We start from the raw sequence: 23564 nt of genomic DNA, 5'->3' as shown, positions 1-23564 counted from the left end.
CTCCGCATAATTCCCGATGGCAGGCGCGCGTGCAACCGATATACTAAGCATGCTTACTATATCGACGACCCCGCTCATTCATGTCTTCCGACAACCCGGCGGCCAGCGCCGCCGCGCCGCTCAACCGCCCGATGATCACCATCTCGATCATGCTGGCGACGTTGATCCAGACGCTCGACAGCACGATCGCCAACGTGGCGCTGCCGCATATGCAGGGCACGCTATCCGCGTCGCAGGATGAGATCACGTGGGTGCTGACCTCGTACATCGTCGCCGCCGCGATCGCCACGCCGCTCACCGGCTGGCTGTCCGACCGGCTGAGCGTCAAGCGCCTGCTGATCTTCGCGATCGGCGGCTTCACGGTGGCGTCGGCGCTGTGCGGTTTGTCGGAGACGCTCACGCAAATCGTCGCGTCGCGTTTGCTACAAGGGATTTTCGGCGCGTCGCTGGTGCCGCTGTCGCAGTCCATCCTGCTCGACATCAATCCGCGCGAGAAGCAGGGCCAGGCCATGGCGGTGTGGGGCATGGGCGTGATGGTCGGACCGATTCTCGGACCGACGCTCGGCGGCTGGCTCACCGACAGCTACAACTGGCGCTGGGTGTTTTTCATCAACGTGCCGATCGGCGCGTTCGCGCTGTTCGGCGTGGCGACCTTCCTGCCTTCGCGTGAGCCGAAACACGACGCGAAGTTCGACGCGTTCGGCTTCGCCACGCTTGGGCTGGCCATCGGCGCATTGCAGGCCATGCTCGATCGCGGCGAGCAACTCGACTGGTTCGGCTCGAACGAAATCGTCATCGAGGCGCTGCTCGCGGCCATCAGCTTTGCGTTTTTCCTCGTGCACACAGCCACGGTCGGCAAGAAATCGTTCTTCAAATACGAGTTGCTGAAGGACCCGAACTTCGCCACGGGGACGTTTTTCATCTTCGTGATCGGCGCGGTGATGTATGCGACGCGCGCGTTGCTGCCGCCCATGCTGCAAAACCTGATGAACTATCCGGTCGCGACCACCGGCCTCGTCACCGCGCCGAGCGGCGCGGGCACGATGGTCGCCATGCTGTTCGCCGGGCGCCTGCTGAGGCGGATCGACGCGCGGATTCTGCTGCTCACGGGCTTTCTGATCTCGGCGTTCGCGCTTTGGCAGATGATGCATTACACGATCGTGCTGTCGGAGTCTGACATCGTTTGGCCTGGGGTGATTCAGGGCTTCGGACTCGGTCTCGTGTTCGTGCCGCTGAGCGCGCTGACCTTCTCGACGCTCACGCCCGAGCTGCGCGCGGACGGTACGGCGACGTACAGCCTGATGCGCAATATCGGCAGCAGTATCGGCATTTCGATCGTGCAAACGCTGATGACGCGCAACACGCAGGTCTCGCATGCGGACCTCGCGGCGAATATCACACCGTTCAATCCCGCTATCCAGCCAATGCTCAATAGCGGATCGAACTACGGCATGGCCGCATTGAACGCGTCGATCACCCAGCAGGCGTCGATGATCGCCTATCTGAACGACTTCAAGCTGATGTTCATGGCGACGCTGCTCGTTATTCCGCTTCTGTTGTTGATCCGCCCTGGGCACAAGGCGGCGGATGCGTCGGTCGCGCATGCCGCGATGGATTGAAACGCGGCGGCCGATAGCCCCACGCCTAGCCTTCGATCCGCTCGCGCGTCACACCCAACAGTCCCGCCATCGCCGCGCGCGCCGCAACGGCGTCGCGATCGCGAATCGCTTCGAACACGGCGGTATGTTCGGCCAGCGACGCATTGAACACGTCCGCGCGTTTCGCGTTCAGACGCAGTTGCGCTTCGAGCGTGCGCTCGATCAGCGTGCCGAGCGGAATCAGCAATTCGTTGCTGCACGCGGTCAGCACGCTCAGATGAAACTGCAGATCGGCGCGCACCCATTCGTCGACATTGCGCGCCGCCACCATCGCCGCATGGGCCGCGGCGAGTGCGTGGAAGGTGTCGTCCGTGTGCGAGGCCGCCGCCAGACTCGCGGCATACGGCTCGATCATCTCGCGCATTTCCTGCAGTTTGAGCGCGAACGCCATCGGCTCGGCGACCCGCGAGTACCAGTCGAGCACGTCGACATCGAGCAGGTTCCACGCGCGTTTCGGCCGCACGCGCGTGCCCACGCGCGGACGCGATTCGATCAAGCCTTTCGACGTCAGCGTGCGCAATGCCTCGCGCAACACCGTACGGCTCACGCCGAACGTCTCCATCAACTCCGCTTCGCGCGGCAGAATCGAATCGGGCGCGTAGTCGCCGCGCAGAATCGCGGTCGCCAGCAGATGGGCGACGCGCCCATGCAGATCGTGCTGAATAGCTTTCTCCTAGCGGCCTTGCGGCGCTATCGATATTGGAACCGAGGCCGGAACGAGCGCGATTATCCGGTATCTCGACCTAGAGCCCTACTGCTTCGACGACGCCGTGCGGAGACCACGGTCTCACCACTATCTGGCCAATAGTACTATTAATAGTACTTAAACGCGCTTTGTTGTAGCATGTGAATCCTCGAAATAGTTCGCAGACGCCCAAGGCCGATGCTTTGCATGGGGCCGGAGTAAGCGCTAAAGCGCTAACTCCGGCCGACAAAGGAGACGCACACCATGAAAATCACCAAGCTCGAAACCTTCATCGTTCCGCCGCGCTGGTGCTTCCTGAAAATCGAAACCGACGAAGGTATCGTCGGCTGGGGCGAGCCGGTGGTCGAAGGCCGCGCGCATACGGTGGCAGCCGCGGTGGAAGAGCTGTCCGACTATCTGATCGGCAAAGATCCGCTTCTGATCGAAGACCATTGGCAAGTGATGTACCGGTCGGGCTTCTATCGCGGCGGCCCGATCACCATGAGCGCGATCGCCGGCGTCGACCAGGCGCTGTGGGACATCAAGGGCAAGCATCATGGTGTGCCGATTCACGCGCTGCTCGGCGGCCAGGTGCGCGACAAGATCAAGGTGTATTCGTGGATCGGCGGCGATCGTCCGAGCGACGTGGCCAACAACGCGCGCGCCGTAGTCGAACGCGGCTTCAAGGCCGTGAAGATGAACGGCTCGGAAGAGTTGCAGATCATCGACACCTTCGACAAGGTGCAAGGCGTCATCAACAACGTTGCGGCCGTGCGCGAGGCGGTCGGACCGAACATCGGCATCGGCGTGGACTTCCACGGCCGTGTGCACAAGCCGATGGCCAAGGTGCTGGCGAAAGAACTCGACCCGTACAAGCTGCTCTTCATCGAAGAGCCGGTGCTGTCGGAGAACGCCGAAGCGCTGCGCGACATCGTCAATCAAACCAACACGCCGATCGCGTTGGGCGAGCGCCTGTACTCGCGCTGGGACTTCAAGCACATTCTGTCGGGCGGCTATGTCGACATCATTCAGCCGGATGCTTCGCACGCGGGCGGCATTACCGAGTGCCGCAAGATCGCGTCGATGGCGGAAGCCTACGACGTCGCGCTCGCGTTGCATTGCCCGCTCGGCCCGATCGCACTGGCCACCTGCCTGCAGATCGACGCGGTGAGCTACAACGCGTTCATCCAGGAACAGAGCCTCGGCATCCACTACAACCAGGGCAACGACCTGCTCGACTACATCAGGAATCCGGAAGTCTTCAAATACGAAGACGGTTTCGTATCGATTCCGCAAGGTCCGGGCCTCGGCATCGAGGTCAACGAAGAGAAAGTGCGGGAGATGGCGAAGGTCGGCCATCGCTGGCGCAATCCGGTGTGGCGCCACGAGGACGGCAGCGTCGCCGAATGGTAATCGCGTGAAGGAACGCCGCCCGTGGGCGGCGTTTTTTTGCGTTGATGTTTTTGTTTTGCGCTGACGTCCCCATTCGCGGCTTGCGCGTTACGATCACGTGACGCACGGGCCGTCGCAGTAACGTAACACCTCGGACCGAACCGGCTCAAACGGGCGTTCTGCCGGCCCCTCTCCGCCCCGCACGCATCGCTGCAAAGCCTTACCCACCAAGGCTTCCATACCGTTTGTTCGGCATCAGACAGAAACATGGCCCGCTCCTTGCTCAAATGCATTCAAACGACAAATGCATCGGGGAAAATATGGGCGAATTCCTTCCAGACTATCTGCTCCGCGAACAGGCCGCCGTCGGCGCGCTGGTGGTGTTCGGCGTGCTGCGCATCCTCGGCGCGGCACTCGCATTCGAACGCGGCTGGCGCATCTCGGTCGTCGAGAAATGCTTCATCGGCGCCGCGGTGGTGTACTGCCTGCCGCAACTGTTCGATCTCCTGACGCATATGTACGGCGCGCGCGCCGCGGGCGCCGAACTCGAAGGCAAAGCCGCGGGCTGCGCCATCGCGCTCTTTTGCGCACCGATCCTCGGACATCGGCTCGGCCTCGAATAAGCGGAGGCTCACCATGCGTCTGACCAAGCATCTCATGAGGCGGGCGAAACCCGCGTTTCGCGCGGGCGACGTCCTGAAACTCAAGTCAGGCAGCCGCCCGATGACCGTCACCTGGAGCGGGCCGGTGCTGTTCGCGCCGGGCAACTGGCTGATCTGCCGATGGTTCAGCGACACCGGCGAGTTGCAGCAGGAGATGTTTCCGCAGGAGACACTGGAGCGGACAAGCCACGCACTCGCCGCCTGAAAAGAGTAGTAACGGATTGCTGGCCACCGCCAGGCGACCGTGTGTATTGCGCCGCACGCTTTTGCTGTGCGGCGCTTTTTTATGTGGCTGACATGGCGCCTGCGAGACGTTGCGGACCTGAACCCATGCGGATGCGGTTGCGGTTCAGGTGCCGTCGATCATCCTGCTCGCCTCGCGCATGACCGCGCGCCACGGCATCAACCAAGCGCCGCAAACGCCGGCACGCTATGCGACAACGCGGCCGCCGTGACGAACACGCCGATCATCGCCAGCGCTTCGAGATACAGCACGTTCACGAAGGTGTGGGCATCCATCGTCGAGGCCGTGCGGCGCAGGCGCGGCAGCGCCAAAAAGCGGTTGAGTCCGCCCAGCACAAGCGCGAGCGCGACCAGCGCAAGCTTGAGCATCAGCACATGACCCCACGTGCTGAGTTCGATTGCCTCGAACGAGCCGCCCGAGCCCCGCACCACGTTGAAGATGCCGGACAGCAGCACGAGCGCAACCGCCACCACCGACACGTTCGACACCTGAGTCGCCGTGCGGATCAACATGCCGCGCGCGGTCGAGGTGCCGAGCGCCGGCAGGACCGCGAGCCCCGCCGCCATCGCCAGACCGCCCCACACGCTGGTGACGAGCACATGCAGCGTTTGCATGGCGATCGCGGCCGAGGCCGGCCCGGCATCGGCCGCGTGACCCAGCGACGCCTTGCCCGCGGCGATCGCGATCACGGCGAGCCACAGCAGCGCGTTACGCAGCATGCCCGTATGACTGGCCATGGCCGTGCCGAGCAGCACCAACGCGCCGGCGAACGCGAGGCTCCAGCCGTAACCGACATGCGTTTGCGTCAGCACGGTCGGCACCACGCCGATGGCGGCGGGCAACGCGACGCCGCTCATCGACGCCGCCTGATACAGCAGCCAGCCGAGATCCGCGAGCGCCAGCACGACGGTGGCGGTCAGCATCGAGCGTTGCGCGCGCAACCATGCAGGACGAGCGGGCGAGATCTTCTGCTGGGCGTCCTTCGCGAGCCACGCGCCGAGCAACGACGAACCGACGGCAAACGCAAACGCGACGTTCATGAGCGCGGCCATGGCGACCTGCCCGATCCAGAGTCCGTCGATGCTCATTTGACGATAAACGCAAAGTCGCCTTGGGTACGGTGGCCGTCCGTGGCTACCGCGATCCAGTGCACCGCATAGCGGCCGGCGCTCAACTGCGGCAGCGGCAGATGCATGACCTTGGCGTCATCCTTGTCGACCTGCGACTCAGCCGGCGCGGCCGCCTTGCCGCTCGTGTCGGCAAGTGCGATCTTGCTGAAAGCCGGCTCGAGCGGCTCGGTGAAATGGATCGTCACCTCGGAGGGCGCGACGACTGCGGCGTTGGCCGCCGGCTCGCTCGAGCTCAGATGCGCATGGGCGAATGCCGTGGACGTCACAAGCAGCGCCGCGGCGCCGAGCATCGACGCTCGCAACGCCGGACGGGAAAAATTAAGTAGCTTCATGTAAGGCCGATAGCGGATGATCAGGAAAACGGTGGGCGTCGAAGCCAGGCGCATCGAAGCCGGACAAAGTCCGGCGCGCCCGGAAGTGTACGCTTCGATGGTTCGCGCGGGCGTCGGTTCAACCTGGTTTATGGATAGTTCGCCCGGGCTCGAGGCTTGCGCCGTTGATCGCGCAGACAAATTTGGGATAACAGGCAAGTCGCTCGAAGGAGTCGTGCGCGTCAAACTGTCGCATGGCTGTGACAGCCGGAACCTTCTCTAATGTGCCAAATAGTCACCATCACCCTTCGATGATAGAATGCTGCGTCGCCGCAGCGCCGGCTGCCCTTCACACCGAGCCGCTCGAAGTTCGGTCAGGTCCCCGATTTTGATGGAGTTACGCGTGTCTTCAAGACGCATTTTCCGCCCGTTGCTCGCCCTTCTGCTGATCGGCTCTGCTGGCGTCTATAGCGCTGCGAAAGCGCAGACTCAACCGAAGGCCCCCGATACGATGGAAGCGCGCGTGCAAGGCTGCACGGCCTGCCACGGCTCGCACGGCCAAGGTACCGACAACGACTACTTCCCCCGCCTCGCGGGCAAGCCGGCCGACTATCTGTACAACCAGCTGCAGAATTTCCGCGAAGGGCGCCGCAAGTACCCGCCCATGAACTACCTCGTCACGTACCTCTCGGACGACTACCTTCATCAGATCGCCACGTACTTCTCGCAACAGCGTCCTCCGTATCCGCCGCCGGCCAAGCCGACGGTGTCGTCGAGCACGCTCGCGCGCGGCCAGCAGATCGTGCTGAACGGCGACGCCTCGAAGCAGATTCCGGCGTGCGCGGCCTGCCACGGCAAGACTTTGACCGGTATGCAACCCGCTATCCCGGGTCTGGTCGGTCTGCACTCCGACTACATCAGCGCACAGCTCGGCGCATGGCGCTCGGGCTCGCGCCATGCCATCGCACCTGATTGCATGCACACCATCGCCACGCGTCTGACCGACGAAGACGTGAACGCCGTTGCCGCCTGGCTTTCCACGCAACAGGCTCCACAAAACCCCGTGCCGGCTCCGGCCCGCTCGATGAAGACTCCGCTTGCCTGCGGCAGCGAACCGCAATAAGGCACCGGGAGAGACACTCAAATGAAACGCAAGTCTTTGTTCGCCCTCTCGGCAGTCGTCGTCGTTGCGGCTGCCGCACTCGTTCCCGTCCTGTGGTCGGGCGGCGACCACCTGCATAACGGCACGGCCATGGCGGCAACGCCTGCCGACCAGGCCGCGCTGATCAAGCAAGGCGAGTATCTCGCCCGCGCCGGCGACTGTATCGCCTGCCACACGGTGCGCGGCGGCAAGCAGTTCGCCGGCGGTCTGCCCATGGCCACGCCGTTCGGCACGATGTTCACGCCGAACATCACGCCTGACGACCAGTACGGTATCGGCAAGTGGACGCAGGACGACTTCTACCGCGCCATGCACACCGGCCGCTCGAAAGACGGCAGCCTGCTGTATCCGGGCTTCCCGTTCACCAGCTACACGAAGGTCACGCGCGCCGACTCGGACGCGATCTACGCGTACCTGCGTTCGGTCACGCCGGTCAACGTGGCGAGCCGTCCGCACGAACTGAAATTCCCGTTCAACCAGCGCAACATGCTGATCGGCTGGCGTACGCTGTTCTTCCGCGAAGGCGAGTACAAGCCGGATCCGACCAAGTCGGTCGAGTGGAACCGTGGCGCGTACCTGATCGAAGGCCTCGGCCACTGCGGCATGTGCCACACGTCGATCAACGCCATGGGCGGCCCGGTGAGTTCGGCGGCATTCGCCGGCGGCCTGATCCCGCTGCAGAACTGGTACGCACCGTCGCTCACGTCGAACAAGGAAGCCGGCCTCGGCGACTGGGAAACCAAAGACATCGCCGATCTGCTGAAGACCGGCGTGTCGAACCGCGGCGCGGTGTTCGGTCCGATGGCTGAAGTGGTTCACAACAGCCTGCAGTACATGTCGGACGCGGACATCAACGCGATGGCCACGTACCTGAAGACGATTCCGCAGAAGAGCGAAGCACCGGAACCGCTGCAGCTCGAAACGTCGGAAAAGTTCGGCGGCGAACTGTTGAAGCAAGGTCAGAAGATCTACGCTGACAACTGTGCGAAGTGTCACGCGGAAAATGGCCTCGGCATGCCGCCGTCGTTCCCGCCGCTCGCGAACAACCAGTCGATTCAGATGCCGTCGGCGGTCAACCCGATCCGTATGGTGCTGAACGGCGGCTATCCGCCGAGCACGGATGGCAACCCGCATCCGTACGGCATGCCGCCGTTCGCGCAAGCGCTGTCGAATCAGGAAGTCGCGGCGGTTGTGACGTTCATCCGTATGTCGTGGGGCAACCACGGTACGGCCGTGTCACCGCAGCAAGTGTCCGATCTGCGTTCGGCGCCGCTCGACTAAGCAGCGTTCGTTGCACCCGGGGCGCGGCCTGCTAAATTCGCGGCCGCGCCCTTCGTTTTTGAAGGACCGGTATCATGGGGGGGTATTTACCCTGAGAAAACGCCGGGCCGCCCCAAGTCTTCTCACCCCCTCGGGGGGCCTGGCGCGAAGCGACAGGTTTGGGGGCTCTTATGAATCCGGGCAGGAGATAAGAATCGTGCAAGTCGGGGAGCGTTTCAACAGCATTACCCACCTCGTCGGCGCCGTGCTGTCGGTGGCGGGTCTTGCAACGCTCGTGACGATGGGCGCGCTCGACGGCGACGCGTACAAGGTGGTCAGCTTCAGCGTGTACGGTGCGATGCTGTTCGTGCTGTATGCTATCTCGACGCTTTACCACAGCGTGCGCAATCCGCGCGTGAAAGCGGTTCTGCAGAAATGCGACCATTCGGCGATCTACCTGCTGATCGCCGGCAGCTACACCCCGTTCACGCTCGTCACATTGCGCGGACCGTGGGGCTGGTCGCTATTCGGCGTAAGCTGGGGGCTTGCCGCTCTCGGCATCGTGCAGGAATTGACGCTGGGGCGACGCACCCGCAGCGTTTCGATGGTGCTGTATGTCCTGATGGGATGGCTCGCGCTCGTTGCCGTCCGCCCGCTGGTGCAAGCCTTACCGGCAGCGGGTACCGCCTGGCTCGTGGCCGGCGGAGTCATCTACAGCGCCGGCATCTACTTCTTCATCAACGACGAGCGCATCCGGCATGGACATGGTATCTGGCACCTGTTCGTACTGGCGGGCAGTCTGTGTCAATTCGTCAGTGTTGCGCGCTACGTCGCGTGACACCCCACGGCGGCGAAATGCAACTTAAGGCCAGTCAACGTGTCTGCATAGCGCGTTGAAGCATTCGGCACGCGTTTCCCGCGTGCCGCCGATTTCTCTGCGAACGGAACTGGGCTTCGGCCTCGAACACGCCAAGCGGGTGTGTTCATGCGGCATTTATACCTGCCGGGCCCATGTGTGCCGTTCGCGAAACTGCATTGCAAAGATCTTTTATGTCTTTTGATTCCCTCGGCTTGTCCGAACCGTTGGTCCGCGCTGTACACGAACTCGGCTACACCACTCCGACTCCGATCCAGACGCAAGCGATTCCCGCCGTGCTCAACGGCGGCGACCTGCTGGCCGGTGCGCAAACCGGCACCGGCAAGACCGCCGGCTTTACGTTGCCGATCCTGCAACGTCTGAACACCATGCCCGCCGTTACGACCGGCTCGGGCAAGCGCGCGGTGCGCGCGCTGATCCTCACGCCCACGCGTGAACTGGCCGCGCAGGTCGAAGAAAGCGTGCGCGCGTACGGCAAGTATCTGAAGCTGAAGTCGACCGTGATGTTCGGCGGCGTCGGCATCAATCCGCAGATCGGCGCATTGCGTAGCGGCGTGGATATCGTCGTCGCGACGCCGGGCCGTTTGCTCGATCACATGCAGCAGAAGACCATCGACCTGTCGCATCTCGAGATTCTCGTGCTCGACGAGGCCGACCGCATGCTCGATATGGGCTTCATCCACGACATCAAGCGCGTGCTGGCGAAGCTGCCGCCGAAGCGCCAGAACCTGCTGTTCTCGGCCACGTTCTCCGACGAGATCAAGACACTCGCCGACAATCTGCTCGACTCGCCGGCGCTGATCGAAGTCGCGCGCCGCAATACGACGGCGGAAACGGTCGCGCAGAAGATTCACCCGGTGGATCGCGACAAGAAGCGCGAACTGCTCACGCATCTGATCAAGCAGCACAACTGGTTCCAGGTGCTGGTGTTCACGCGCACCAAGCACGGCGCCAACCGACTTGCCGAGCAGTTGACCAAGGACGGCATCAACTCCCTGGCGATTCACGGCAACAAGAGCCAGTCGGCCCGTACGCGCGCGCTCGCTGAGTTCAAGGACGGCACGCTGCAGGTGCTGGTCGCGACCGACATCGCCGCGCGCGGCATCGATATCGATCAACTGCCGCATGTGGTCAACTACGATCTGCCGAACGTGCCGGAAGACTACGTGCACCGCATCGGCCGCACGGGCCGCGCGGGCGCGACGGGCGAAGCGATCTCGCTCGTGTGCGTCGACGAACTGCAATTGCTGAAGGACATCGAGAAGCTGATCAAGCGTCCGGTGCCGCAGGAAGTGATTGCCGGTTTCGAGCCGGATCCGACGGCGAAGCCGGAACCGATTCTGCGTCGCGGCCAAGGTGGCGGCGGCGGTGGTGGTCGTTCGCCGCGTCAGGGTCAAGGCGCACCGAAGCGTGACGGCGCGGGTTCCGCGAAACCAGCGCAGCGCTCCGGTCAGCGCCCCGCGAACGGTCAGCAGCAGCCGAAGCCGAACGGTACGAAGCCGGCCGGCAATGGCGGCCAGCCGCGTCGTGACGGTCAGCGCCACGATGACCGGCCGCGCGCCGCCGCGCACGAAGGCAGCGCCGCGCAGCATGCGCCGCGCAAGCCGCAGGGCGCCAAGCCGCAAGGCGGCAATCCGGGTGCGTTGCTGGGCGGCACGAAGCCGCGCAACGACGCGCCGCGCGGTGGTCAGCCCACGCGCAGCGGCCAGCGCGGACGTTAAGCGTCGAAACGGCCCGCTTGCCGGTCGCTGTCCTTGCGCTAAGGACTAGTGGCTGGCAGCAGCGGCCGGCGCGACCGCCACGCCTCAAAGCCGGTCACCTGCTGGTCATTGTCATTGAGCCAGATATCTATCAGCCGGCAGCAGTGGTCAGCTGCGACTTCTAAACCCCAAAGCCGCTCGCTCACCGTCCGCTGTCCTCGCATGGAGGACTAGCGCGCCGCCGCAGCGGCCGCTTGCTTCAGGTGCTCGATCTGCTGTTCCCATCGGTCGAGCACCGCTTCTCCCTCCCCTTCCAGTTCGAACGTAATACCGCTCGTCAGGCGCGCATAACGGACGCTTTGCGCCTCCGCCGTATCGATCGAACCGTGCAGATAGATGAGCCCACTGGCGTCGCCAGCGGGGGCCGCCAACGGCGTCATCAGCAACTGCACCTGATAAAACGCCTCGTCGCAGACAAAGGTGAGCGCTGCGCGTCCGCTGTGCTCAATTGCGCGCGTCGCCCTCGCTTGCGGCCACAACGCGATGCACAACGTGCGCGAATCAGGCGCGTACAACTCGCCGACACCGAGCAGCGACGTGCGCACATGGCCGTTCGTATCGACGCTCAGCAGCGACGCGGTGAAACCCATCTTGGTTGCGAGCGACGAACCGTCGAGCAACGCGCGCACGGCATCGGGCCATTCATCGAATACGTTCTGTTCGAGCGGACGTTCGGGTGCGGGGGAATCGCTCATGATGTCGATCCGGTGAGAAGTGAGCACAGCCTGCATCATGCCTTGAAAAGCAAATGGCCCGCATGAGCGGGCCATTTGCAACGCCAAACAATTACGCCAGGCGATCAGCGAAAGAACACGTGCTGCGTGATCTTGGCGAGCGGATAATGCACGCCCGGCTGAATCCGCGCCGGCAGATCGAGCGGCTTGAGCAGCATCTTCACGCACATGTCGGCCGACAGATTGCGCCGCACCAACGTATTGATCCGCGCCGCGCGTTCACGGTTATAAGTTGAGTCGTGTACGCGCTCCGGATAACGAGTCGCGAAAACGTGCCGCAAGGCGATCTCCGAGTCTTCGTTCTTGATCTCCATGACGCGGCGCATCAGCGCGCCCAGCACCGCAAGCCGGCCGTTGCCCTCGATCTTGTTGTACTTCTTGAAGTACTTGAAAAAGTGTTTGTAGTGACGCACTTCGTCGGTGCGGATGTTGTCGGTGATCTGCTTGAGCACCGGCTCGTCCGAGCATTCGCCGATCGCGCGATACAAGGTCGCCGTACCGGTTTCCACCACGCAGCGCGCGACCATCTCGAGCGCGCGGGTCTTTTCGAAGTCCTCCACGGAACAGGTCAGCGAATACTCTTCCATGAAATTGCGAAAGGCCGTGTCCCAGTCGAATTCGGGCCACACGTAAGCGATATATGTCTTGAGCGCGCGGCCATGCTGCAATTCCTCCGGCTCCCACTCCTGATTGAGCCAGGCCGAGACTTCGGGATCGCCGTTAAAAAAAGTGCTCAGATTGCTGGTGTACAGATCGGAGCCGCTTTCGATAAACGAAGACGCGCACAGCAGCAGCAGCAAATCTTCGTTGGCGACGGCCTTTTGCCGATCAATGCGGGTGAGGTCGATATCCTCGATCCGCCAGGGCATGACATGGTTCAGCTCTGTGTGCATCGTGTCTTGCTCCGAAAGCTGTATCGACTCGCGGAGCATGCTCGAAACCGCCCGCTCTCGGCCGGGCCGGTCCGCCGTGTCTGATACAGCGCCTTGAATTAGAGTTAACCCCTTGTATCTTGCATCTTAGTCGGTGTTTCGCAACTCTGCAGATAACCCAGCACAGACCATGCCGAGCCGCCGCAGTTCCAATCGCGTGATAGTCGAATCATTCGGTCGGACAAAAGCGCGGCGAGCGAGGCACAAAAAAAGCCAGCTCGAAGAGCTGGCTTGAGTCTGCGACGATGCCTCGTCAGTCAGGTTTGGCAGGGCCGGCGGGCCCTTAATTCAGCGACGCGAGGCTTGCGATCAGGCGATCTGCATGCCTTGCATCAGACGCACGCGACGCATGCGCCAAGCCACGACGACGAGCGAAAAACCCGACAGCACCGCGGCAGTCAACACGTAGTAACTTGGCGCAAGTTTGTCGCCGGTCAAATGAATGAAGGTCTCGACGATCGTGGGGGCGAAGCCGCCGAAGATCGTCACGCCGATGCTGTAACCGATTGAAAGACCCGTCGAGCGCACCTGCGTCGGAAAGATCTCGGACATCAATGCGGGCATCGGGCCGGAATACGCCGCCTTGAAAATGCCTGCCGTGCCCTGCAACAACAGCAGCCAGCCGATGGTCGGATGAGACTGCAGCAGCGCGAACATCGGATAGATCAGCGTCCCCATCAGAATCGACGTGGTTAGCATGATGCGAATCCGGCCGATGCGATCGGACAACGCGCCCATCACCGGCGAGAGCAGGAATTGCAGGCCGCCGTTGAGCACCACCACGCCGAACGATGCCGCCGCCGGCATGTGCAACTGCTTGACGGCGTACATCGGCATGTAGAGCTGCAGCACATACACGCCCACCGTGGATTGCGCGACGATGCCGACCGCGAGCAGCAGATTGACCCACTGGCTGGCGAACGACGCGTCCTTCTCTTCGCTCGCCGTCGAGCGAGCGCCGGCCGCTTCACGCGCCTCGCGCAGCGCGAGGAACTCCGGCGTCTCGTCGAGATGCGAGCGGATGTAATAGCCCACCGGGCCGACCAGCAAACCGAACACGAACGGCAGGCGCCAGCCCCAGTCATTCAGTTGCGCGGGCGGCAGCCACGCGGTCAGCAGCGAGCCAAACGCGGCTGCGGTGATCGCGGCGAGCCCCTGGCTCGCGAACTGCCAACTGGCGTAATAGCCGCGGCGCGACGCGCTATGTTCGACCATGAAGGCGGTCGCGCTGCCGAACTCGCCGCCCACCGCGAAGCCTTGCACGAGCCGCGCGAGAAGAATCAGGATCGGCGCCGCGATACCAATCGACGCATACGGCGGCATCACCGCCATCGTGAAGGTGCCGACCATCATCAGCGCGATGGCGAACGTCAGCGCCGCCTTGCGGCCCTTGCGGTCGCCGTAGATGCCTAGCACGACCGCGCCCAGCGGCCGCATCAGGAACGAAATGCCAAAAGTGGCGATGGCGAGCAGCGTGGAGAGCCACTCGTCCTGCATCGGGAAAAACTGTTTGGCGATGATGGTCGCGAAGTAGCCGTAGACCAGGAAGTCGAACCACTCGAGCGCATTGCCGACCGACGACGAAAACACGATCCGCCGCACCATCGCTTTGGAAAGCGGCGCGGGTGCAGAATGAGGGGAAGCTGTCGCCGAGGGCGAAGCGTGGGTCTGCATGATGTCTCCTGCTCTGTCTGATGCTCGGTGCCTGATGCCTGGCGGACGGGAAGCGAGCGCCGCCGGCAACCGGTGTATTTGAACTGTGCGATGCCGTTGGCGCGCCGCAGGCAATGCCCGCGGCATCGCCTGCGCACGCAGCGAAGCGCCGCCTCGCGCGTGGCTGCTTCTTCCTTAGAACCCCGCGGCCAACCCGTCACGGCGGCTGTCGCTTGCCGCCACATAGCCGCGCTCCGGATCATTGCGATCGAGCTTCCAGATGTACTGGCCGGAGCCGAAGTCCATGTACGGATCGTCGACCGACTTGATCGTGTGGCCGAGCTTCTGCAAGGCCTCGGCGGTCTTCGGATCGAGCGTCGATTCGATGTCGATCGTGAAGTCGCGATTGACCTTCCAGCGCGGCGCGTCGCACGCGGCCTGCGGCTGCTGACCGTAGTCGAGCATCCGCACGATGGATTGCAGATGGCCTTGCGGCTGCATGTCGCCGCCCATCACGCCGAAGCTCATCACTGCCTCCTGCTGGCCGTTCACCTGCTGCGTGAGGAACGACGGGATGATCGTGTGGAACGGCCGCTTGCCGCCTTCCACCACGTTCGGCGACTTCGGGTCCATCGAGAACCCGCAGCCGCGGTTCTGCATGGCAATGCCGCTATCCGGCACCACGATGCCCGAGCCGAAGCCCATGTAGTTCGACTGGATGAAGCTGACCATCATGCCGCGCTCGTCCGCCACCGACATGTAGATGGTGCCGCCGGCCTTCGGCATGCCGAAGTCGAACTGCGTGGCGCGCTTGTGATCGATCAGTTTGGCGCGCGAGGTGAGGTACGCGTCGTCGAGCATCTGCTCCGGCGTGACTTCCATGGAGCGCGGATCGGCGACGTAGCGGTAGACGTCGGCGAAGGCCAGCTTCATGGCCTCGATCTGCAAGTGCTGCGATTCGACGTTGTCGACCGCGAGTTCCTTCACATCGAATTTTTCGAGGATGCCCAGCGCGATCAGCGCCGCGATGCCCTGCCCGTTCGGCGGAATCTCGTGCACCGTGTAGCCGCGATAATCCTTGCCGATCGGCTCGACCCAATCCGCGCGGTAGTTGCGCAGATCGTCGGCGGTGAGCGCGCCGCCGCCTTCACGGGCAAACGCGGCGATCTGCTCGGCGATCTCGCCTTCGTAATACGCGCGCGGGCCCTGCTCGGCGAGCTTGCGCAGCGTCTTCGCGTGGCCGGGGAAGCGCACCAGTTCGCTCACTTCCGGCGCGCGGCCGCGCGGCATGAAGGTTTGCGCGAAGCCCGGCAGGTCCTTCAGTTCCGGCACGGCGGCCGCCCACTTATAGGCGACGATGCTCGCCACCGCGTGACCGCGCTCGGCAATTTCGATGGCCGGCTCCATCAGGTCGGCGAACGGCAACGTGCCGAATTTCTGATGCAGCGCTTCCCAGCCGGCGATCACGCCGGGCACCGTCACCGCGTCCCAGCCGCGCTTGGGTTGCTTCGCGAGACCGTTTTCCTCGCCGTACTTGCGCTTGAAGTAGTCGACGTTCCACGCCGCCGGCGACACGCCCGAGGCGTTCAGGCCATGCAGCTTCTTGCCGTCCCACACCAGCGCGAACGCGTCGCCGCCCAGTCCGCACGATACCGGCTCGACCACCGTGATGGCGGCCGCTGCCGCGATCGCCGCATCGACGGCATTGCCGCCTTTCCACAGCATGCGCAGTCCGGCTTGCGCGGCGAGCGGATGCGAAGTCGAAACGATGTTGCGCGCGAATACAGGCAGACGCGGCGTCGGGTAAGGGTTTTGCCAGTTGAAGCCAGTCATGTCGAACACTCTCGAAAGCGCGGCCCGGCTTGCGGAAAACGCCGGAAACCATTGGAAAACAGATCGAACGCGGGGTGAGACGGGGTGAAGCAAGAATCAACCGCGGAACCCCGGATTGCATCGTGATCCGGCCCAAAAAACAAATTCATTTATCAAATGAATAAATGCGTAAATAGCCTGAATGAGTCTGCGGGTCGTCGTCTCTTCTCCTATGCATGTCGCACGAGTTGGCAGACAAGGCGCGCGATGGTCTTACAATACGCTCACCCCCGTTCACGCATCACTCGCTTACCGGCTCAGCTTGGCGGGCCGGCGGCGGGCAACGCAGACGAAAAACCCACGAACCGAGACACATGACCCGAGACCCCCGCCTGACTCTCAATGCCCGGCAACAGGAACTGCTGGAGTGGGTGCAACGCGACGGCTTCGTGACCGTGGACGACCTCGCGGCCCACTTCGACGTGACGCCGCAGACGATCCGCCGCGACGTCAACTGGCTCGCCGACATGAACCTGCTGCGCCGCTATCACGGCGGCGCGAGTCTGCCGACCAGCTCCGAAAACGTCTCCTATACGGCGCGTCAGCGGATGTTCCATGACGAAAAGCGGCGTATTGCGGCGCTAGTGGCCACTCACATTCCTGATCAGGCCTCGCTCTTCATCAACCTCGGCACCACCACCGAAGAAGTGGCCCGCGCGCTCAATCGGCACCGCGGCCTGCGCGTGATCACCAACAACCTGAACGTCGCCAGCATGATGAGCGGCTATCCGGATTGCGAGGTGCTGGTGACGGGCGGCATCGTGCGGCCGTGGGACAAAGGAATCGTCGGCGAACTGGCGATCGATTTCATCCGGCAGTTCAAGGTGGACTTCGCGATCATCGGCACGTCGAGCATCGAAACGGATGGCACGCTGCGCGATTTCGACACGCGTGAAGTGCGCGTGGCCGAGGCGATCATCCAGCATGCGCGCACCGTTTTCCTCGCCGCCGACAACTCGAAATTTGGCCGTCCGGCGCTGGTTCGGCAAGGCCATCTCGATCAGATCGACGCCTTGTTTACCGACGCCGCACCGCCCGCCGAGATGATCGAGACGCTCACAGCCGCCAACTGCCAGGTGTATATCGCCGAGTGACGCCAGGCGTTCTCGGCCATGTTGCAGCGCACGCAAAACTTCGAGTGAAATCAAGGATCTGGCCGCGACTCCCAACCGCCGCTGAGGTGCCCAATTGTCAAAGGGAGAATTTACTGGGGCGGATTTGGTGTTTAACGTGCGGTTGACTACACTCCAGTTCCCCGGCGTACGTTCCGCATTCTGCGTAGCGCTGGTACGTGAAACTGTCGTATGAAGCCGTACTTCCCGCCTGATCCTTTGCGGACCTCACTGGCATGAGCCAGTCGCCGGCAAGGCCGTCCGCGTTTGCTTGACATGGAGAGAAACGATGCTGAGTCCGCATGAATTCGCCACGTTGTTACTCGTCAAGGACGCCCCCAATCAAGTCGACATGGAGCGAGAAGAACTCGACGCCCTTCTGGAACGCCAGTTGGTTCAACTCGAACGGCTCGCGTCGGGCAACGAACAATGGCGCGTGACCGAAAGCGGCGATAACGCATTGCGGGCCATCAAGCGTCTTTCCTAGTTTGCTGGTTCATCGCGTCTAGTGGCCGGACGGCGCAGTTGGCGTCCGGCGCTGTGACGGCGCGTGCTCTTGCTGCTTTGAAATCTTTCTCTTTGTGTGAAAAGCAGGACGCCGCCCGGCGTCCGCTTTGTTGTGCCCAAATCATTTACACAGTAAATTGACGCGACGGACTTTCTGCCCTCGCGCATGCCCAAAACGCTCTCCCCCGACGACATCCAGCAATTCCGTGAGGCCATGCGGCGCGTGGCCGAAAACGCATTCGCCACACGTGGCGCCGAGGGCGTTACGATGCGTGAACTGGCCAGGGAACTGGGTTGCAGCGCCATGACGCCCTATCGCTACTTCCGCGACAAGGACGAGATTCTCGCGATGGTGCGCGCCGCGGCGTTCAATCGCTTCGCGGCGCGCCTCGAAGCGGCCGCGAAGACCGCCACGGAAACGGATCACTCGGTGGTGAGCGAAGCCTACGTGGCGTTCGCACTCGACGAACCGCACGCCTATCGGTTGATGTTCGATCTGGCGCAGCAGGCAAGCGTCTATCCGGACCTCGCCACCGCCTCGCAGCGCGCGTGGCGCATGCTCGGCACGCACTTCGAGCAGCTGGTCGCAGCGGGCATTCTGGAAGGCGATCCGCAGCTCATCGGTTACGCGTACTGGGCGAGTCTGCATGGCTTCACCATGCTGGCGTTGGCCAACCAGTTGCCGTTGCCACAAGCTCAGCAGCCTGCGGGCGCCGGTAATGCGCCGACGCGCGAAGCCGTGTTCGCGCAGATTCGTCGCATGTTGTGGCGCGGTGCGCAGCCGCAGCGCGGCTAGCGCTTACTGCGCGCGAAGCGGTCCGGTTCAACGAATAGCGACAAGCGAGCGGAAAGACGGCGCTCGCGCTTAGCGCCTCAACCGTTGCGCAAAGTCGGATCGACGGCCGCGCGCCAGCTCAACGCCTTGGCCCGCTGGTCGGTAAAGAATGTCACCCACTGATTACGCAATTGCGGATCGGTGCTCGCGCCCTGGCTCGCGTAACGCTGCGCGATCGACGTCTGGAACGCGCAGAAATCGTCCTTCGACAGCTTGCCGCGCCGGTTCGCCACGTACGCGTCGAACATCGCCGCGTAGACGCCTTGCGCGTCGTTGCCGTAGTCGACCGGCTGGGCACTGCACATCTGCTGCAACGACACGAACGACGGCGCGCCCCTCGTTCCGCTCAGGCTCGGCGAGCTGACACACCCCGCGAGAAGCGTAGCGGCGCCGATCATCAAAAGTCCACGCATGAATTCACCTCGAAATGGCTGCTGCCGAGAGTATCGTCCGTGGCCGCGCGTTGCGCCACTACCCGGACAGCCGTTAGAGGATCGCCCAAACAAACCGAACTTTACTTTTTCGAATATGTTCATTAAAGTTCGAAAACGAACACTATCGGTTCGATAGACTTTCCAAACGATTTTCTGGATACGACGCAGGGGACACAGCAGGTGACGCAAGGCTCGAGATACGATTTGCTCGTCGTGGGCGGCGGGATCAACGGCGCAGGCATCGCTCGCGATGCGGCGGGCCGCGGTCTGTCGGTGCTGCTGTGCGAACAGGACGATCTGGCGGCGCACACGTCGTCGGCCAGCACGAAGCTGATTCACGGCGGTCTGCGCTATCTGGAGTACCGCGAGTTCGGCCTGGTGCGCAAAGCGCTGCAGGAGCGCGAAACGCTGCTGCGCGCCGCGCCGCACATCATGTGGCCGCTGCGCTTCGTGATGCCGCACATGCCTGATCTGCGCCCGGCCTGGCTGATCCGCGCCGGTCTCTTCCTGTACGACCATCTCGCCAAACGCGAACTGCTGCCCGGTTCGCGCGGCATCGTGATGCGCAATCATCCGGCGGGCGCGCCGCTGATCGATTCGATCAAGCGCGGTTTCGTGTACTCGGACGGCTGGGTCAACGACGCGCGCCTCGTCGTGCTGAACGCGCTGGACGCCCAGGAGCACGGCGCGAAAATTCTCACGCGCACGAAACTGCTGAGCGCCGTGCGCGCGGGCGGCGAATGGCGCGCGCAACTCAAGCGCGGGGACGGCACGATTCTGGACGTGCGCGCCGCCTCGATTGCGAACGCCGCGGGCCCGTGGGTCGGCGAACTGCTGCAAGGCGCGCTCGGCCGCGCCGCGACGCACAGCGTGCGGCTCGTGAAAGGCAGCCATATCGTCACGCGGCGTTTGTTCGAACACGACCACGCGTACATTTTCCAGAATCCGGACAAGCGCATCATCTTCGCGATTCCGTACGAACACGACTACACGCTGATCGGTACGACGGATATCGAATATCGCGGCGACCCATCGCAAGTGGCGATCAACGCCGAGGAAACGCAGTACCTGTGCGACTCGATCAATCGCTACTTCAAGCAGAAGATCTCGCCGGCCGACGTGCGCTGGACCTATTCGGGCGTGCGTCCGCTGCTCGAGGAAGAAGGCGCGGACAACCCGTCGGCGGTCACGCGCGACTACTCGCTCGAACTCGACGCGCCCGCCGGTGAAGCGCCGCTGCTGTCGGTGTTCGGCGGCAAGATCACCACCTTCCGCAAATTGGCGGAAGAAGCCGTCGACAAACTCGCGGATGCGCTGCACCACGGTGCGGCCTCGTGGACGGCCGGCGCGCCGTTGCCCGGCGGCGACATTCCGAACGCCAACTTCGAGCGCTTTCTCAGCGAATTCAAGCAGCAGCATGCATGGCTGCCGGCCGATCTGGCGCATCGCCTCGCCCGCGCCTACGGCACGCGCGTCAAGCATGTGGTCGGCAATGCGCGTTCCGTGGCCGATCTCGGCCGCGCCTTCGCGCCGGGCCTCTACGAAGCGGAACTGACCTACCTGCGCGACACCGAATGGGCGCGCAGCGCGCAGGACGTGCTGTGGCGCCGTTCGAAACTCGGCTTGCACGTCGAACCCGGCACGCTCGATTCGATCACACGCGATATCGACGCGTGGTTCGCTCGCGAACCCGAGCGACAGAGCGCATAGTCGGACATCGCCACGCAGCGCGCGCGCTGCATCCGAACGAACCGGATCGATTCACCTCTCGGCTGGACCAAGCCGGGCCGCATCGTCACATGTGTTGCTGCCCGCTTAAAACAACAAGCCGTTCCCGTCGCCGGCTATCCGTCCGGCGATTCATAAAACGCATGGAGAAGAGACAATGCAGGACCAGTACATCCTCGCGCTTGACCAAGGCACCACCAGCTCGCGCGCGATGCTGTTCGACCGGCTCGGCAATATCGTGTCGACCGCTCAGAAGGAATTCGAGCAAATCTATCCGCGTCCGGGCTGGGTCGAGCACGATCCGCAGGAAATCTGGTCGACCCAGGCCGGCGTCGCCGCCGAAGCCGTCACGCGCGCCGGCATGAACGGCACCTCGATCGCCGCGATCGGCATCACCAATCAGCGAGAAACCACCATCGTGTGGGATCGCGAAACCGGCCATCCGATCTATAACGCGATCGTCTGGCAAGACCGCCGTACCGCCGACTTCTGCGACCAGTTGAAGGAACAGGGCCTCGAGGAAAAAGTCCGCGCCAAAACCGGCCTGCCGATCGACTCGTACTTCTCGGCGACCAAGATCCGCTGGATTCTCGATAACGTCGAAGGCGCGCGCGAAAAGGCCAAACAGGGCCGCCTCGCGTTCGGCACCGTCGATAGCTGGCTGGTGTGGAATTTCACCAAGGGCGGCCTGCACGTCACCGACGTCACCAACGCGTCGCGCACGATGCTCTTCAACATCCACTCGCTGAAGTGGGACGACGAACTGCTCGAAGCGCTCGACATTCCGCGCAGCATGCTGCCGGAGGTGCGGGCTTCGTCGGAAGTGTACGGGCCGACCAAGACCACCGTGTTCGCTTCGAAGATCCCGCTTGCGGGCATCGCCGGCGATCAGCACGCCGCCCTCTTCGGCCAGATGTGCACGAAGTCGGGCATGGTGAAGAACACCTACGGCACCGGCTGCTTCCTCGTGATGAATACGGGCGACAAGCCGATCGAATCGAAGAACAATCTCGTCACCACGATTGCCTGGCAGATCGGCGACCAGATCAATTACGCGCTCGAAGGCAGCATCTTCATCGGCGGCGCCGTGGTGCAATGGTTGCGCGACGGCCTCGGCATCATCAAGAACGCCGCTGAAATCGAAACGCTGGCGCGCAGCGTGTCCCACTCCGACGGCGTGTATCTGGTGCCTGCCTTCGCCGGTCTTGGCGCGCCGCATTGGAATGCGCGTGCTCGCGGCACGCTGTTCGGCGTGACGCGCGGCACGTCCTCAGCGCATATCGCGCGCGCCGCGCTCGACTCGATCGCCTATCAATCGCTCGACGTGTTGAAGGCGATGGAAGCCGACTCCGGCATTCGCATCGGCGAATTGCGTGTGGATGGCGGCGCATGCGCGAACAATCTGCTGATGCAATTCCAGGCGGACATTCTCGGCGTCGACGCGGTGCGCCCCAAGGTGGCGGAAACGACCGCATTGGGCGCGGCCTATCTGGCCGGTCTCGCGGTGGGTTACTGGAAAGATGTCGACGAACTGCAAAACCAGTGGAAGCTCGACCGTCGCTTCACGCCCGCCCTGCCGCACGCCGACGTCAAGGAATGCCTCGACGGCTGGAAGCGCGCGATCCGCGCCGCGAAGGCCTGGGCCGATACGCCCTGAGCGCGTCGCGTCTTTCAACACTTCTCTTTCGACATACAGAAGCCGCTTATCCCGCGGCTTCCCTAATAACTATATTTCGGATAACCAACGATGTCTCCTTACATTGCTGAATTCATCGGCACAGCGCTCGTGGTGCTGCTCGGCGACGGCGCCGTCGCCAACGTGCTGCTCGCGCGGACCAAAGGCAAAGGCGCGGACCTGATCGTGATCGTCATGGGCTGGGCGATGGCCGTGTTCATCGCCGTCTACGTCACCGCGTCGTTTAGCGGCGCTCACCTGAATCCCGTCGTGACCATCAGCCTCGCGCTGGCCGGCAAGTTCGCCTGGGCCAAAGTGCCCGGCTATATCGCGGCGCAAATGCTCGGCGGCATGGCCGGCGCGCTGCTGGTGTGGATGGCGTATCGCCAGCACTTCGCTAAAGAAGGCGACGCCGACGTGAAGCTCGGCGTGTTCTGCACGTCGCCCGCGATTCGCAGCGTGCCGCACAACCTGCTCACCGAAATGATCGCCACGTTCGTGCTGATTCTGGGCGTGCTGTATCTGGCTTCGCCGCAAGTCGGTCTCGGCGCGCTCGACGCGCTGCCGGTCGGCCTGCTGGTTCTCGGCATCGGCATCTCGCTTGGCGGCCCGACCGGTTACGCGATGAGTCCCGCTCGTGATCTGTCGCCGCGTTTGATGCACGCGCTGCTGCCGATTCCGGGCAAGCGCGACAGCGACTGGCACTATGCGTGGATTCCGGTTTGCGGTCCGTTGCTGGGCGGCGCGGCGGCGGCGTGTCTGTATCTGTATCTGCACGTGCATTGATCTTTGCCGCGTATGGAGTACTCGCCTCAGGCGCACACCAGAGACGCGCCTGAGCAAAGCAGCGGAAAGCGGCGACGCCGCTCAGGCGGCGCCAAAGCACGTATCATGACGCTTTCACTTCCTGCGCATGAGCTTGCAGTTGCCTTGCCCATGCG

Annotated in this window: 22 protein-coding genes; 14 read left to right on the top strand and 8 right to left on the bottom strand. The window is 63.3% G+C overall.

Going from position 1 to position 23564, the window contains the following annotated elements:
* Positions 1-80 precede the first annotated feature (80 nt).
* Entirely contained in the window at positions 81-1619 is a 1539-nt protein-coding gene (locus PQR42_RS34230; RefSeq protein WP_408220529.1) for a DHA2 family efflux MFS transporter permease subunit, read from the top strand.
* 25 nt (positions 1620-1644) lie between these two features.
* Here PQR42_RS34230 and PQR42_RS34225 read toward each other — a convergent pair whose 3' ends face one another.
* Positions 1645-2322, bottom strand: a complete 678-nt coding sequence (locus PQR42_RS34225; protein WP_408220579.1) for a FadR/GntR family transcriptional regulator — start codon at positions 2320-2322, stop codon at positions 1645-1647.
* A gap of 285 nt (positions 2323-2607) precedes the next feature.
* On the opposite strand from PQR42_RS34225, the gene dgoD reads away from it, so the two are divergent.
* The 3 genes from dgoD to PQR42_RS34210 all read left to right on the top strand — a co-directional run bounded on the left by dgoD (position 2608) and on the right by PQR42_RS34210 (position 4602).
* Positions 2608-3756 (top strand): galactonate dehydratase, encoded by a 1149-nt coding sequence (dgoD, locus tag PQR42_RS34220; RefSeq protein ID WP_093635551.1) that lies wholly within the window; start codon positions 2608-2610, stop codon positions 3754-3756.
* A gap of 299 nt (positions 3757-4055) precedes the next feature.
* Positions 4056-4358, top strand: coding sequence for a hypothetical protein (locus PQR42_RS34215; protein ID WP_408228219.1), 303 nt, complete (start codon positions 4056-4058; stop codon positions 4356-4358).
* A 13-nt stretch (positions 4359-4371) separates the two neighbouring features.
* Entirely contained in the window at positions 4372-4602 is a 231-nt protein-coding gene (locus tag PQR42_RS34210; protein WP_408392565.1) for a YodC family protein, read from the top strand.
* 197 nt (positions 4603-4799) lie between these two features.
* Here PQR42_RS34210 and PQR42_RS34205 read toward each other — a convergent pair whose 3' ends face one another.
* Together PQR42_RS34205 and copC are read right to left on the bottom strand one after the other, a co-directional pair.
* Positions 4800-5729: a CopD family protein gene (locus PQR42_RS34205; protein ID WP_408392568.1), complete on the bottom strand. Its 930-nt coding sequence runs from the start codon at positions 5727-5729 to the stop codon at positions 4800-4802.
* Positions 5726-6103 (bottom strand): copper homeostasis periplasmic binding protein CopC, encoded by a 378-nt coding sequence (gene copC / locus PQR42_RS34200; protein WP_408392570.1) that lies wholly within the window; start codon positions 6101-6103, stop codon positions 5726-5728. The genes PQR42_RS34205 and copC overlap by 4 nt, the downstream gene beginning before the upstream one ends.
* Before the next feature lie 370 nt (positions 6104-6473).
* Between copC and PQR42_RS34195 the strand changes: the two genes are divergently transcribed.
* The 4 genes from PQR42_RS34195 to PQR42_RS34180 all read left to right on the top strand — a co-directional run bounded on the left by PQR42_RS34195 (position 6474) and on the right by PQR42_RS34180 (position 11102).
* Positions 6474-7205 carry a c-type cytochrome gene (locus PQR42_RS34195; protein WP_168795149.1) on the top strand — a complete coding sequence of 244 codons (732 nt, stop codon included), beginning with the start codon at positions 6474-6476 and terminating at the stop codon, positions 7203-7205.
* Between the two features lie 21 nt (positions 7206-7226).
* The gene (locus PQR42_RS34190) at positions 7227-8525 is read left to right on the top strand and encodes a c-type cytochrome (RefSeq protein ID WP_408220516.1); all 1299 of its coding nucleotides are present in this window, start codon (positions 7227-7229) and stop codon (positions 8523-8525) included.
* A gap of 196 nt (positions 8526-8721) precedes the next feature.
* Complete coding sequence (trhA, locus tag PQR42_RS34185; protein WP_054034457.1) at positions 8722-9342, top strand: PAQR family membrane homeostasis protein TrhA; 621 nt, start codon at positions 8722-8724, stop codon at positions 9340-9342.
* A 212-nt stretch (positions 9343-9554) separates the two neighbouring features.
* Positions 9555-11102, top strand: a complete 1548-nt coding sequence (locus PQR42_RS34180) for a DEAD/DEAH box helicase (protein WP_408390729.1) — start codon at positions 9555-9557, stop codon at positions 11100-11102.
* Between the two features lie 209 nt (positions 11103-11311).
* Here PQR42_RS34180 and PQR42_RS34175 read toward each other — a convergent pair whose 3' ends face one another.
* The 4 genes from PQR42_RS34175 to ggt all read right to left on the bottom strand — a co-directional run bounded on the left by PQR42_RS34175 (position 11312) and on the right by ggt (position 16293).
* A complete protein-coding gene (locus PQR42_RS34175; protein ID WP_408219122.1) occupies positions 11312-11836 on the bottom strand; it encodes a hypothetical protein in 525 nt (174 codons plus the stop codon).
* A gap of 104 nt (positions 11837-11940) precedes the next feature.
* Complete coding sequence (locus tag PQR42_RS34170; protein WP_408219119.1) at positions 11941-12768, bottom strand: ferritin-like domain-containing protein; 828 nt, start codon at positions 12766-12768, stop codon at positions 11941-11943.
* A gap of 348 nt (positions 12769-13116) precedes the next feature.
* Entirely contained in the window at positions 13117-14481 is a 1365-nt protein-coding gene (locus PQR42_RS34165) for an MFS transporter (protein ID WP_408390732.1), read from the bottom strand.
* A gap of 174 nt (positions 14482-14655) precedes the next feature.
* Positions 14656-16293 carry a gamma-glutamyltransferase gene (gene ggt / locus PQR42_RS34160; RefSeq protein WP_408181101.1) on the bottom strand — a complete coding sequence of 546 codons (1638 nt, stop codon included), beginning with the start codon at positions 16291-16293 and terminating at the stop codon, positions 14656-14658.
* A 353-nt stretch (positions 16294-16646) separates the two neighbouring features.
* Between ggt and PQR42_RS34155 the strand changes: the two genes are divergently transcribed.
* From PQR42_RS34155 to PQR42_RS34145, 3 genes are all read left to right on the top strand, one after another.
* Entirely contained in the window at positions 16647-17426 is a 780-nt protein-coding gene (locus PQR42_RS34155; protein WP_408219111.1) for a DeoR/GlpR family DNA-binding transcription regulator, read from the top strand.
* 307 nt (positions 17427-17733) lie between these two features.
* Positions 17734-17931 carry a hypothetical protein gene (locus tag PQR42_RS34150; protein WP_132373180.1) on the top strand — a complete coding sequence of 66 codons (198 nt, stop codon included), beginning with the start codon at positions 17734-17736 and terminating at the stop codon, positions 17929-17931.
* Positions 17932-18117: 186 nt separating this feature from the next.
* Entirely contained in the window at positions 18118-18747 is a 630-nt protein-coding gene (locus PQR42_RS34145) for a TetR/AcrR family transcriptional regulator (RefSeq protein ID WP_408390734.1), read from the top strand.
* Positions 18748-18824: 77 nt separating this feature from the next.
* On the opposite strand, the gene PQR42_RS34140 is transcribed toward PQR42_RS34145, so the two are convergent.
* On the bottom strand, positions 18825-19199 hold the full coding sequence (locus PQR42_RS34140; RefSeq protein WP_408219103.1) for a hypothetical protein: 375 nt from the start codon (positions 19197-19199) through the stop codon (positions 18825-18827).
* A gap of 201 nt (positions 19200-19400) precedes the next feature.
* On the opposite strand from PQR42_RS34140, the gene glpD reads away from it, so the two are divergent.
* The 3 genes from glpD (at position 19401) to PQR42_RS34125 (ending at position 23409) form a co-directional block, all read left to right on the top strand.
* Entirely contained in the window at positions 19401-20930 is a 1530-nt protein-coding gene (gene glpD / locus PQR42_RS34135) for a glycerol-3-phosphate dehydrogenase (protein WP_408219100.1), read from the top strand.
* Between the two features lie 175 nt (positions 20931-21105).
* A complete protein-coding gene (glpK, locus tag PQR42_RS34130; RefSeq protein ID WP_408390736.1) occupies positions 21106-22605 on the top strand; it encodes a glycerol kinase GlpK in 1500 nt (499 codons plus the stop codon).
* 90 nt (positions 22606-22695) lie between these two features.
* Complete coding sequence (locus tag PQR42_RS34125) at positions 22696-23409, top strand: MIP/aquaporin family protein (protein WP_132373170.1); 714 nt, start codon at positions 22696-22698, stop codon at positions 23407-23409.
* Positions 23410-23564 lie beyond the last annotated feature (155 nt).

The organism is Paraburkholderia sediminicola (assembly GCF_046027355.1).
GTDB lineage: Bacteria > Pseudomonadota > Gammaproteobacteria > Burkholderiales > Burkholderiaceae > Paraburkholderia > Paraburkholderia sediminicola_B.
This window is presented reverse-complemented; position numbering and strand designations above follow the sequence as displayed.